Source organism: Parabacteroides sp. merdae-related_45_40, from assembly GCF_001915675.1.
Window position 1 is genome coordinate 25,579 of the sequence record NZ_MNQY01000043.1, and the last position, 12,967, is coordinate 38,545.

Below are 12,967 nucleotides of genomic sequence, written 5' to 3' on the forward strand. Positions count from 1 at the left end.
AAAGACTAAGGGCCGTATCGAAAAGTGCGGCCCTCAGTCTATTTGTCTGCTTTCTTTTTCTCGGAACACATCGAGCAGGCTCCGTTGAACCGTGCGTTTGGTTCGATCTCTAGGGATTGGGTATATATATCTCCCTTGATAATTGCTGTTGATTTTAGAATAAGCTTTGCGCTTACTTTTACGGAGCCATCTACCTCACCGAGAATCTCAGCATTCTCGGATACGATATTGCCTGTTACGCTACCTTTGGGGCCGATAACGATCTTGCCGTTGCAACTGATATCTCCCTCTACTTTTCCATCCAAGCGAAAGTCTGTCTCTGTGATAATATTACCCTTTATCGTTGTCCCCGCAGCCAAGGCGTTGTGTAATCCGCCTGCGGAATTTTCATCTTTTTGTTTTATTCCCATCATAATGTGTTGTTACTTGGTTGACAAATATAAGACTATTTTTTTGCAGGAAGGTTTACTTTCTATACATTTACAGATAAATTAAAAGATTATGACAACAAAGATTGAATTACGAAGGATGACATTCTATGCCTATCATGGCGTGGCACCCCAAGAGACCCGGGTTGGGAATACTTTTATCGTAGATTTGATACTGACAGCTCCGTTGGAGAACGCGGTATGGAGCGACGATTTAAGCGATACGATCAATTACGCCACAGTATATGAAACCGTGAAAGCAGAAATGGCTATCCCCTCGAGACTTCTCGAGCACGCGGCGGGGCGTATCTTGAAGGCTTTGAAAGAGAGATTTCCACAGATCACGGAGGTGGAACTTGTCTTGTCTAAATTAAATCCTCCGTTTGGCGGAGATATTCATAGTGCTTCGATAATTCTTAAAGAAAGCTTTCTTTCTGTTTAGAAACTTTTATTTACCTTCGCGTTTGTAAAGAAGTGATGCGATATACGATATACTAAAAGCACAAATACGATAACATTATGGCATTTACCAACAACGTAATGATTGTTCGTCACGGATTGCTGGCGAAGTTAGTAAAGCTCTGGAAAGAAAACCGTCTTCTAGAAGAAATTGATCGCTTGCCGATCGAGTTGAGTCCCCGAAAATCGAAAGTGAGGGGCCGTTGCTGTGTACATAAGGAACGTGCCGTCTGGAAATACAAAACCTTGCCTTTGCTTGGTTTTGATATGCAGGACGAGGAAGATGAGTTGACACCGCTTTCAGAGTATGCGAAGCGTGCCTTGTTCCGCTCGGAGAATAAGAAGGAAAATATCATGTGTGTAGTGGATGAGGCGTGTTCCTCTTGTGTCTCCGTGAATTATGAGATCACGAATCTTTGCCGGGGTTGCGTGGCTCGTAGTTGTTATATGAACTGCCCGAAGGACGCTATCCGATTCAAGAAAAACGGTCAGGCCGAGATTGATCATGAAACTTGTATCAGCTGTGGTAAATGCCACCAAAGTTGTCCGTACCATGCCATCGTTTATATCCCGATCCCTTGCGAGGAAGTTTGTCCGGTTAAGGCGATCAGCAAGGACGAGTATGGGGTGGAGCATATCGACGAGTCTAAATGTATATATTGCGGTAAATGTGTGAATGCTTGTCCGTTCGGTGCTATCTTCGAGATCTCGCAAGTATTCGATATCTTGCAACGCTTGCGGAATAAGGAACAGATGGTAGCGATTGTCGCTCCGTCTATCTTAGCTCAGTTTAGCGCTCCGAAGGAAAAAGTGTATGGCGCTATCAAGTCCTTGGGATTCGAGGAAGTGGTCGAGGTGGCGCAAGGCGCTATGGAAACCACCCGTCATGAGGCGGAAGAATTGATCGAGAAATTGAAAGAAGGACAACCGTTCATGACCACTAGTTGCTGTCCGTCTTACGTGCAATTGGCCGAGAAACATATCCCGGATTTAAAGAAATACATCTCTTCTACTGGATCTCCGATGTATTATACGGCCCGTATCGTGAAGGAAAAATATCCGGATGCGAAGATCGTGTTTGTTGGCCCGTGCGTGGCGAAACGAAAAGAGGTGAAACTAGATCCGTGCGTGGATTTTACACTTACGTTTGAGGAAGTAGGTTCCGTATTGGAGGGATTGGGTATCAAGATCGAGGAGGCCCAGCCTTTCTCCGTATTATTTAACGCTGTCCGTGAGGCGCATGGCTTCGCCCAAAGTGGTGGTGTGATCAACGCCGTTAAGGTTTATTTGAAGGACGAGAACGTAAATGCCGTGCAGGTAGCCAACCTGACAAAGAAAAATGTGGCATTATTACGCGCTTACGCTAAAACCGGAAAGGCTCCTGCGCAGTTTATAGAAGTGATGGCTTGCGAGGGCGGTTGTGTGACCGGTCCTTGTACGCACGCCGATAAGACTGCCGGACAAAAGCAGCTTATTAAGGAGCTTACTAAATTCTAGACAAAATGATTAAAAAATTGGCTTTATTTGTCTCCTTGACGGGAGTTTTTCTATGTACCGCTTCTTGCGGACATAAAGAATTACCGTCGATGGGAGATTATTCCGTACAGGTATTTAATGATACCCGCATACGTTTCGCTCCGGATGTATATCCCGCCGCTTTTAACGCTCCGGGACCGGACAGTATCTATCATTTGGTGAATGGCCGTATTATCTTGAAGAAGGTAACATTGCCGAAATATAAGCGAAACGTTTCCGTCAAACTCCGGGTTACGGTAGCTTCGAATGGAGATCGCTGGGATAAATCCGGGTCTTGTTTTGTATTGCCAAATGCCTCGGGCATTAATTTGTTGAATATCGCTAAAGGCGAGAAGGAGTTTCCTGCGGTGGATAGCGTGAAACTGGAGAAGATGATCGGTATCATCCCCGGGACGGATTATCAACCTACCGTGGAATTGATGCGTTTCATGACTCCGTTCGGAGTAGGGCATTACAGTAGTCCCGAGGATAGCTTGACGAAACATCGTAAACCGGTGTATGTCGACCATTGGGAAGATAGCGTAAGCTGGGAGCAAGACATAACCGATTTGTATCCTCTTTTGGAAGGTGGTGCTTATGTTGGAATCTTTATCGATACATGGACACCGGAAGGATACGTCGCAAGCATGACGATTGATGTGGATGAGTCCGATCTGACTTGCGACGCTTTGCCGAAGAAACATGTAGAGCCGTTGATGAATACGGTTTATTATATCGGGCAGGAATATCCGGATATATTCGCCCGGAAGGACGTGTCATTGGATTTTGATATTCCTCAAGGCGCACGTGATGTCCGTCTGAAATATATCGTTACGGGACATGGCGGTCATTCCGGCGGGGATGAGTTCGTGGAAAAACAGAATATTGTTTCCGTTGATGGAGTTCCAGTCTTGGATTTTGTTCCTTGGCGTACGGACTGCGCTTCTTTCCGTCGTTTTAATCCGGCTACCGGGGTTTGGTTGAGAAAGCGTCTGGCTTCCTATATCACCGAGAAGGGATATTCGGAGAAAGAAGTAGAGGAACCCTTGGCGTCTTCGGATCTTTCCCGCTCTAATTGGTGTCCCGGATCGGATGTGATACCGGAAGAGGTAGCGTTGAAAGATATCCAACCCGGCCATCATACGCTGACGGTGAGTATTCCGGAAGTGGCAGAAGTGGATGGGAATAAGCTGAATCATTGGTTGGTCTCAGCCTATTTGGTCTGGGATGAGTAAATAATGTGATAATATGTTATGTACCAATGTGCCAATCATTCTCTCTTCAACTAATTGGCATATTGGCACATTAGCCAATTAAAAAATTATTGATATGGAAGACTTGTTACCTTTCGCCCTATTATGTTTCACTTCGTTTTTTACGTTGACCAATCCACTCGGTACGATGCCGGTTTTCTTGACCATGACCAATGGTATGAATGACCATGAACGGAAAGCGATTGTCCGAAGGGCCACGATCGTGTCGTTCATCACCTTGATGGTTTTTACTTTCTCCGGTCAGTTCCTGTTTAAGTTCTTTGGTATCTCCTCAAACGGCTTTCGCATAGCTGGCGGCTTTATTATCTTCAAGATCGGGTTTGATATGCTTCAGGCACGCTATTCCAACGCAAAGTTGAAAGAGGAAGAGGTGAAAACCTATGCGGATGATATATCCATTACTCCTCTGGCGATTCCGATGTTGTGTGGTCCGGGAGCGATCGCCAACGCAATCATGCTTATGGATGACGCTTCGACATTCACCTTAAAGGGTACGTTGATCGGAATAATCGCATTGGTCTATTTTATCACATTCTTGATCTTGCAAGCTTCTACCCGGCTGGTACGTATATTGGGAGAGACTGGAAATAACGTGATGATGCGTTTGATGGGATTGATACTGATGGTGATCGCCGTGGAATGTTTCGTAAGCGGATTGAAGCCTATCTTGATCGATATCTTGCGTGAGGCGATGGGCTAACAAATTACCAGACCAGCTTCTTTCTGCGATGGGCGCTAAATATTGGAATAACCTTTTCTTATCCTCATCGCAATCGGAGATATTTGCTTTCCAGATAAGTCGCTCTGCTTGGAACGGGAGATACGATATGATATCATGGGTGTGTGTTGTCCCGTTTGAGATCGTGATCTTCTTGGATTTAGCATACAGGTTCATATCCTTCATTTTTTGCTGTCCTTCAGGTGTCGTATCATGAACTTCTTGTGTGAAATGAAGTCTGTTTATTTTTAACATGGCTAGGTGATCGATCAATTCTTTGAGATTATCCTTCGAGATGAGAGTGAAAGGTGTGTGTATTGCCACGGTCCGATTGCTGTATCGGGGGCCATCTAGTATGGTCATTCCCGGTACGTTCCATTGAATATTCTCTACCTGAGTTTGGCTGTTTATTGCTGGAGGAAGCAGAAAACGTAAGGTTTGCATTGCGTAAAAGAAACCTTTTTGTCCGGATGCTTTTATTAGAATACAAGAGGGGGCTATATTCAGTTTATAATGTTCGGCCGCTAGTTCTCTGTCTGTGCGGAATATGATATTGGCTCGTTTGTCTTGTATTTTTATTTCCGGGGTGAATCCGGCGGAAAGCGTGAATAGATCGGTCAACTCCCGAGCGATCATAGCCTGTTTTTCATTTTCTACACTGATGAGGGTTGCCTTGTTGAATGTGAAATCACCTTTGTCTGATACACTTTGCAAGGGGAAAGGAATGATCTCCGGTTTTTCGTCCGGAAGGAAACATTTTACAAGTATCATAACCAAAATAATAAAATATATACCCGTTGTACGTAACATAAGAATAATTTTTAATGATATGCTTTTTTGTTTAATTTTTCACTTGCTGCAAATCTATGCTTTAAGGATATTTTCTTGGGTCCAAAATCGTCCGTGAAAATTCAAAAAACGTTTTTTTAGACTCTGCAAGCCTTATATTTCGGACGATTTAGTATTTTTGCCGAACAATGGGTGATATACAACTATGCGAGTATTTTGGAGGTTTTTACAATTATATCTATTGCTGTTTTTTGTGTGTTTAGCGGAGTCTCTTTATGCAGCTCCTAAGTATTATTTTAAACAAATTTCTTTGGAAAACGGATTATCGCAGTCTTCCGTGAAATGTGTACTGGTAGATGAAAGAGGTGTTATGTGGATTGGTACCCGGTTTGGGTTGAATCGTTTCGATAGGGAAAAAATAACCGTTTATCAGGAGGAGAGAGAGAATCCGAATTCTCTTCCTTATAATGATATTGTTTTTTTAGAGGAAGATGCGGAGGGGAATGTTTGGGTAGGAACTAGTCGCGGATTGGCATATTTCGATCGTGGTACTCGAAAATTTGTACGTCAGGAAATAGACGGTCAACCTTTGGTCGCTGCTTGTAGCCTCCTCATGCCGGAAGGAATCTATTTTTTAGGGAAGCAAGGTGTTTTTTGTTATTCCTATGCGGAAAAGAAAATGATCCGGTGTAAGTTCAAGGAAAGTCCGTTTGAATTTTCGCCTAATTATGTTTATTTGTATGACGAAAAAGAGAGGAAGGTCATACTGTCTTTTCTGGAAAAAGGGCTTTGGTGGTATTCGCTAGACACCGGAGATATGGAACGTGTGTCGTTTATCCCCAAAGGGAATATCCCCTCCATGTATATAGATTCATTCAAGAGAATATGGGTGGCTATCTATAATAAAGGTGTTTTTTGTTATGATCGAGAGGGGAGATTGCAGGAGCATTTGGAAACCCCGGAGAGATTGACTCATAATATCGTGCAAGATATGTGCGAGAAAGATGGCGAACTTTGGCTGGCGACGGACGGAGGTGGTATCAATATATATAATTACAAAAATAAGACCGTAAGAGCGATTATGCATCTTCCGGGCGATCGCCATTCGTTGCCGGTAAATTCTTTCGCCTGTCTGTATATCGATGATGAGGATAATGTTTGGGCGGGCAGTATCAGGGGAGGATTGATCGGCATCAAACCTGTTTTTATGACGACTTATCGGGATGCTCCTCCCGGGGCTTCTTACGGTTTGAGTTTTCAGTCGGTCACTTCCATGTATGAAGATCGTGATGGGAAAATCTGGATAGGAACGGATGGGGGAGGTCTTGATTTGTTTGATCCGCAAAAAGAGACTTTCCGGAAATATCCTCAGACTGCGGGGATGAAGGTGGTGTCTATCATGCCGTATAGCGATTCGGAATTGTTGTTATCTTTGTTTGGTGTAGGGCTTTATCATTTTAATAAAAATACAGGAGAATGCCGGGAGTTTTTGTTAAATTGGGGGCATGTGCGAAAGGATTTATTCTTACGAGGTAATTCGATTCGTTTATTTCCTTTAGACGAGGACTGTTTTTGTCTTTTATCCGATAATCATTTGTCTGTGTATAATCGGCGGAAACAACAATTTGAGCCTTTACCGGAAGATCTGTTACCGCAAAGTTTGCTTGCACCCCGTTTCATACAAGGCGATTCTTGTTACATAAGTTCTTCCGCAGCTTTGTATGTGTTGGATATCCCGCATAAGCAACTACGTCCGTTATTTGTGAGGAATGAGGATATCGGTACGATACTTGCGGTAAAACAAGATAAAGATAACCGTTTTTGGTTGGGGACATCTTCCGGTCTATATGTTTATGACCGTCTCTCGGAAAGATTGGACACGGTTGATCAGGATCGTTTTATTGGGGTAACGTCTCTTGCGTTTGATCGTTCTGATCGCCTTTGGATAAGTACTCATGAAGGGTTGTATGCGTATGTACCGGATGAGAAGCGTGTAATCGTTTTTGGGGAATCTGACGGTGTCTTTACACGTGAGTTTCTTCCGGAACCTGCTTTTGAGGCTTCTTCCGGTAATATTTATATTTCTGGGGTGGAAGGGCTGGTTAGGATACGGCCCGACTATGACATTCATGAGGAAGAGGATTTTTCTGTAAGCATGATTAATTTGGCTTTAGATGGGGCTCCGATTCATCCCGATGGTATATCCGGGGAACAGGCTATTTCCATTCCGTGGGATTATGTTTCTTTTGGGTTAAGTGTTATCGTGAAAGAGAAGGATTTGATGCGGAAGAAATTATTCCGTTTTTACATCAAGGGAGACCGTGAGGAGTTGTTGGAGACTTCAAGCCATGCATTTACATTTCCGGCACTTTCTCCGGGCAACTATGAATTATGGGTTTCCTATAGCAAGAAGAATGGAGACTGGAGTGTTCCTTTGAGATTATTGACAGTAGATGTGGAGCCTCCTTTGTGGAGACGCGCTTGGTTCCTGATCGCGATGGGGGTGATTGTGTTTGCGGCAATTGGAGGGATGATCTGGTCTGTCATGCGACGCAAAGAAAGGAAACTTGCTTGGGCCATGGAAGAACATGAACGAAAGTTTTATGAGGAAAAAGTCCGTTTCATGGTGAACATCAGCCATGAATTACGTACGCCGCTTACTTTGATCTATGCTCCGCTCAAACGTTTGCTGAAATCCGGAAAGGTGACGGATAAAGATGTATCCCGGCAATTGGATGGTTTGTTGTTGCAAACTTGCCGGATGCGGGAGATCGTCGATATGGTGCTCGATGCCCAGAAGTCTGATACGAACGGCGATGTTATGGATATTCGTTTTTACGATCTTAACGATTGGATACGATCGGTAACGGATGATTTTATCATGGAATTCGAAGCCCGTAGGATTTCTGTGCGGTTCCAGTTGGATGCTTCAGTAGAGAAAGTACCCTTTGATACTTCCAAATGCCGTGTCGTTTTATCTAATTTATTGATAAATGCGATGAAATTCAGCGATCCGGATACCTCATTAGTCATTGGTACGGAGCGTATGGATAAGAATGTGCGGGTTTTCCTTGCGGACCAGGGGATCGGATTGAGACATGTGGATATAAACCGTCTTTTTACCTGTTTTTACCAAGGTGAACACGACCGTAAAGGGAGTGGGATCGGGTTGGCTTATGCCCGGAAACTTATAGAGTTGCATGGCGGAAGTATAGGTGCTTACAATAATGAGGATGGAGGTGCCACTTTCTATTTCGACCTTCCTTTCACGCAAGCGTTTGTTGCCGCGGAACCGGATAGCGTTATCGATTTAAGCGTGAAGGGCACTGACAAGCCGGAAACAGATGTGTGCGGGGTACAGGTAGATACGGAGCTTGCTAAATATACATTGTTGGTGGTTGAAGATGAGATAGAGCTGCGTAACTACTTACTCGGTGTCTTGCAGGCAGAGTTTAAGGAGGTTTTTGTAGCCGGAGACGGGGAAGAGGCTTGGGAAATCTTGGGTCAATGTCAGCCGGATATTGTAATCAGTGATGTCATGATGCCTCGGACTGATGGTTTTGAGCTGTGTTACTGAATCAAGAACGACGTAGCGGTTAGCCATATTCCTGTGGTTCTGTTGACCGCAAGGGTGGATCAAGCAAGCTCGGTAGAGGGGTATAAATCAGGGGCGGATATCTATTTGGCGAAGCCGTTTGATATAGATTCCTTGTTGGTGATTCTGCGGAATATATTAAGACAGCGAGACCTACTTCGTGTGCGTTATCGTGAGTCCGGTTGTCTATTCTCTCCAAAAGAGGATGCGACAAGCAATGCGGACGAACAATTCATGTGTAAATTGAATACGTTGCTTCGGGAGAACTTGAGTAATCCGGATTTGAATGTGCCTTTTATCGCCTCTGCGATGGCGATGAGTAGAACGACGCTTTATAGCAAGTTCAGTCATTTGTCGGATGTCTCGGTTGGTGATTATGTGATTAGGTTTCGTATGGTCGAGGCTTCTCGGTTGCTTTCATCTCATAAGGATATGAGTATTCAGGAAGTAGCGGACCGTGTCGGTTTTTCCAGCGCTCGTTATTTTAGTACGGCTTTTAAACAAAGCTATGGGGTCACTCCAACCGAATATCGTCGAAATAATTAAGTGTTAGTTGCAGACTATTCTTTTCATAAATTCAATCTTTTTAGCAAAATCTGATAGATATCTCCTATAAACAACTTTTTGGGTGAGTCATATGTTTTAAATAGCCCCTGAATGAGGACATTATGATAGATTTTCTATGATAATTATTATTGTCTACCTATTGACATTTCGGGTTGGCTAGTGTAAAATTGGCTTAAAAAAGTATGGCTACAATAAAAGTAAAGTTTCGTCCATCGACGGTGAGAGGCAAAGCGGGTGTTGTCTGTTACCAACTTTGTCACAGACAGGAGAATAGGCAAATAACTACCGATATGCGGATATTTCCTCATTGGTGGAATGGGGAGAAACGAGAGTTGGTTGTTACGTTTGACAATGAAAAAACTATTTTTTCTTATCAGAAACGAATAAATGCGGACTTAGCTGCGATCCGGAAAATCATTCGGGAATTAGATGCTGTAGGGAATGAATACATCTTGTCCGATGTGATCGGGAGATTTCGATCTCCAAAAACTGAAACCGGAATGTTGGACTATTTGAGAAAAGAGATTGGACTCCTTCATGATAGCGGTCAATTCAGTACTTCCCGTAATTATTTACGAACATTGAACAGCTTTTCCTCTTTTTTAGAGAATTGTGATATACCTCTCACCGCATTAGACTCCGATACGGCTTGCAAATATGAGAAATGGCTATGGGGAAGGAGAGTGAGTAAGAATAGTAGCTCATTTTATATGAGAATCTTGCGTGCCGCTTATAATAAAGCTGTACAAGAGCAACTTGTGGAGCAAGCTTTTCCTTTTCATGAGGTATATACCGGGATCGCCAAGACATCGAAACGTGCCGTTAGTGAAAAGACCATTTTGAAATTGCAGAGACTTGACCTGTCTTATTCATCGGCTTTGGCTCTCTCCCGGGATTTGTTTGTATTCAGCTATAGTACTCGAGGGATGGCGTTTGTGGATATGGCTTATTTGAAAAAAGAAAATATAGGTAAAGGGGTAATTACTTACTGTCGCCATAAGACCGGTCAAAACCTGACGTTGCGTATTGAACCTTGTATAGAGGCGATCTTGAGACGATATCTATCGGACTCTTCGAAAACTCCCTATGTATTTCCAATCATTACCGATGAAAATCCGGATCGGGCTTATTTGCAATACCAAACGGGATTGAATTACCATAATCAGAAATTAAAGCGATTGGGGAAGTTAATCGGTGAGACATTGCCTCTATCTTCATACACTCCCCGCCATAGTTGGGCTACCGCTGCACGCAATCATAATATCCCTGTTGCGGTTATCAGCGCAGGAATGGGACATACCTCCGAGAAAACAACTCTTATTTATTTGGACTCTTTGGATAACTCGTTGATAGACAATGCGAATAATGGGATTTTAAAAGATCTAAATTCTACTGTCTCTTGGTAAGAAATCTTAGAAATACGTCGCAAATGTAATTATAATCTGCAAAACAAAAAAATAAAGGGGGGATTTTTGGATATAAATTGTATCCTCTGTTGATGTAACTCGTTAACAAATAGCGTATATAAATACGTTAATTGTTTTCTTCTCTATTATTCTTTGTCTGGTCTGGAAAATGAGAGTGTATACTTTTTTCGACAACAACCTTATCTTTTTTCGAGTATCAAATTGAGTAAACCGAGTAAAAAAGTAGTTTATATATATATTATATATTTGATAATAAGATAAATAACTATTTGTACTGTTTCTTACCAAGAAACGGTAGAAATATAGGGTTAGGGTTTCCCATTCACTGTAGTCAGGAATGGTCCTCATTTCGGAATTTTATATAAAAATAGCCGGATTAACCTTGATTGCTGTATATCCTTTAATCAAAAAATAAGGAAATACAGGAATGGAAGGTATATCCTCTTTGTACATGAATAAAAACGGTATAATTCATTGAAAACAATAACACTTGACGGCAACCATTGGTTTGCGCTAAAAGTATTTTATAACAAAGTTTTTGAGATCGAGGAATCCCTCAAGAAGGATGATATCGATTGCTATTTCCCTTGTGAGTATGCGGTGGTCATGCGGAATGGAGTAAGAAAGATCATACGTAAACCAATTATCAGTTCAATCCTGTTCTTTCATTCTACGACATTGCGTGCGATGGAGATACAGAGGCAATTCACGGACAAGGTGATCCTGTATACAAGAGATAAGGAATTGAAAAAGGTGCCACTTATCATTCCGGACCGGGAGATGAATATTTTCATGTTGGTCACGTCATCCGGCGAGAAAGGAATGGAATATTTGGGGGCTGACAGTACCAAGTTTTGTCGGGGAGAACGTGTGAGAGTGATTGACGGGAAATTCAAGGGGGCGGAAGGATATATCTGCAGGATCAAGAAAAACAGCCGTTTGGTTGTCGCCATTCAGGGGGTCTGTGCCGTAGCGACCTCCTATATCCCACAAAGCTTTATTCAAAAAATATGAGAACGATAATAGAGACCGGTCTTTTTTTATCAGGTGGTTTTTTGATATCCATTTTACAGGGATTGATACTTATCCCCAATATCTTGTTGATCTCCTATAAGAAACGATTGTTTGATCAGCCCGACGAGCGTAAGGTGCATTCCATACCTGTTCCCCGCTTGGGAGGTATCTCTTTCTTCCCGGCGATACTCGTGTCGCTCTGTTTGATAATCGGTCTGTTCCATTGCGTTGGGATTCCGATAGCTCGTTTGCTAACCGATCGAAGTTTGTTGGAGTTACTGTTTTGGGTCAGTGGTTGTATGCTACTTTATCTCATTGGTGTGGCAGATGATCTGGTGGGTGTCGGTTATCGTTACAAATTTGTTGTTCAGGTTTTTACGGCGATCCTATTGGTGTTGCCGGGGGCATGGATTAACTCGTTAGGCGGTTTGTTCGGAATTTATATGCTTCCTTCGTGGGTGGGTATTCCTTTGACGGTTTTGATAGTCGTTTATATAACCAACGCTATTAACCTGATTGACGGTATAGACGGCTTGGCTTCCGGCTTGAGTTGTATCGCGCTTACCGTATTGGCGGCTATCTGTATATCTAACGGATCTTATTTTTATGCATTGTTGGCGTTAGCTACGTTAGGTATATTGATACCTTTCTGGTTCTATAACGTTTTTGGCAACGCTCAGCGTGGGCACAAACTTTTCATGGGGGATACAGGAAGCTTGACGATCGGTTATATCCTCAGCTTCTTGGTAATACAACTAAGTGTCGTACATTCAGATGGGGAGGTCCGGACAAACCCTTATATGGTTATAGCATTCTCGACGCTCTTGGTTCCTCTTCTTGATGTCTTCCGTGTGGTGTTGCATCGATTACGTAAAGGCAGGAATCCCTTCTTACCGGATAAGAATCACATCCATCATAAGTTGTTGCGGACTGGTATGCGTGTCCGTACGGTATTGGTGACGGTCCTGTTAATCTCCTTCTTTTTCATAGGGATGAATATCCTGCTGTCCCCGGTTTTAAATCTTACTTGGTTATTGGTACTAAATATGTTGTTGTGGGCATTGATACATCTTATCATCAACCGGTGTATCATCCTTTACAAGGAAAAAAGTAGCATCAATGAAATCAATTAATTTTATATCAATAAGAGTTCTCATTATTCGTAACCGTTATGGCTACAA

General features: G+C 42.8%; 8 protein-coding genes and 2 pseudogenes. 8 read left to right on the forward strand and 2 right to left on the reverse strand.

What is annotated here, in order from left to right; translation table 11 throughout:
- Positions 1–38: 38 nt before the first annotated feature.
- Positions 39–410, reverse strand: coding sequence for a bactofilin family protein (locus BHV83_RS04785; protein ID WP_005855088.1), 372 nt, complete (start codon positions 408–410; stop codon positions 39–41).
- 91 nt (positions 411–501) lie between these two features.
- On the opposite strand from BHV83_RS04785, the gene folB reads away from it, so the two are divergent.
- The 4 genes from folB to BHV83_RS04805 all read left to right on the forward strand — a co-directional run bounded on the left by folB (position 502) and on the right by BHV83_RS04805 (position 4,376).
- On the forward strand, positions 502–870 hold the full coding sequence (gene folB / locus BHV83_RS04790; protein WP_005855090.1) for a dihydroneopterin aldolase: 369 nt from the start codon (positions 502–504) through the stop codon (positions 868–870).
- Positions 871–947: 77 nt separating this feature from the next.
- Entirely contained in the window at positions 948–2,384 is a 1,437-nt protein-coding gene (locus tag BHV83_RS04795; protein ID WP_005855092.1) for a monomeric [FeFe] hydrogenase, read from the forward strand.
- A 5-nt stretch (positions 2,385–2,389) separates the two neighbouring features.
- Positions 2,390–3,637, forward strand: a complete 1,248-nt coding sequence (locus tag BHV83_RS04800) for a PNGase F N-terminal domain-containing protein (protein WP_286756557.1) — start codon at positions 2,390–2,392, stop codon at positions 3,635–3,637.
- A gap of 94 nt (positions 3,638–3,731) precedes the next feature.
- Positions 3,732–4,376, forward strand: a complete 645-nt coding sequence (locus tag BHV83_RS04805) for a MarC family protein (RefSeq protein ID WP_005865493.1) — start codon at positions 3,732–3,734, stop codon at positions 4,374–4,376.
- A gap of 426 nt (positions 4,377–4,802) precedes the next feature.
- Here BHV83_RS04805 and BHV83_RS04810 read toward each other — a convergent pair.
- A pseudogene (locus BHV83_RS04810) lies at positions 4,803–5,204 on the reverse strand (glycoside hydrolase family 20 zincin-like fold domain-containing protein); the annotation flags it as partial.
- A 184-nt stretch (positions 5,205–5,388) separates the two neighbouring features.
- Here BHV83_RS04810 and BHV83_RS04815 point away from each other — a divergent pair.
- The 4 genes and pseudogenes from BHV83_RS04815 to BHV83_RS04835 all read left to right on the forward strand — a co-directional run bounded on the left by BHV83_RS04815 (position 5,389) and on the right by BHV83_RS04835 (position 12,919).
- Positions 5,389–9,324: pseudogene (locus tag BHV83_RS04815) on the forward strand (hybrid sensor histidine kinase/response regulator transcription factor).
- A 203-nt stretch (positions 9,325–9,527) separates the two neighbouring features.
- Positions 9,528–10,751: a tyrosine-type recombinase/integrase gene (locus BHV83_RS04825; RefSeq protein ID WP_286756564.1), complete on the forward strand. Its 1,224-nt coding sequence runs from the start codon at positions 9,528–9,530 to the stop codon at positions 10,749–10,751.
- Between the two features lie 495 nt (positions 10,752–11,246).
- Positions 11,247–11,786, forward strand: a complete 540-nt coding sequence (locus BHV83_RS04830) for a UpxY family transcription antiterminator (RefSeq protein ID WP_005865503.1) — start codon at positions 11,247–11,249, stop codon at positions 11,784–11,786.
- A complete protein-coding gene (locus BHV83_RS04835; RefSeq protein WP_005865505.1) occupies positions 11,783–12,919 on the forward strand; it encodes an MraY family glycosyltransferase in 1,137 nt (378 codons plus the stop codon). Before BHV83_RS04830 ends, BHV83_RS04835 begins: the two co-directional genes overlap by 4 nt.
- Positions 12,920–12,967: the final 48 nt, after the last annotated feature.

What these genes read in the sequence shown, in the direction of transcription:
- BHV83_RS04785 (WP_005855088.1), bottom strand. Translation starts at nt 410, where the DNA reads ATGGGAATAAAACAAAAAGATGAAAATTCCGCAGGCGGATTACACAAC.
- folB (WP_005855090.1), top strand. Translation starts at nt 502, where the DNA reads ATGACAACAAAGATTGAATTACGAAGGATGACATTCTATGCCTATCAT.
- BHV83_RS04795 (WP_005855092.1), top strand. Translation starts at nt 948, where the DNA reads ATGGCATTTACCAACAACGTAATGATTGTTCGTCACGGATTGCTGGCG.
- BHV83_RS04800 (WP_286756557.1), top strand. Translation starts at nt 2,390, where the DNA reads ATGATTAAAAAATTGGCTTTATTTGTCTCCTTGACGGGAGTTTTTCTA.
- BHV83_RS04805 (WP_005865493.1), top strand. Translation starts at nt 3,732, where the DNA reads ATGGAAGACTTGTTACCTTTCGCCCTATTATGTTTCACTTCGTTTTTT.
- BHV83_RS04825 (WP_286756564.1), top strand. Translation starts at nt 9,528, where the DNA reads ATGGCTACAATAAAAGTAAAGTTTCGTCCATCGACGGTGAGAGGCAAA.
- BHV83_RS04835 (WP_005865505.1), top strand. Translation starts at nt 11,783, where the DNA reads ATGAGAACGATAATAGAGACCGGTCTTTTTTTATCAGGTGGTTTTTTG.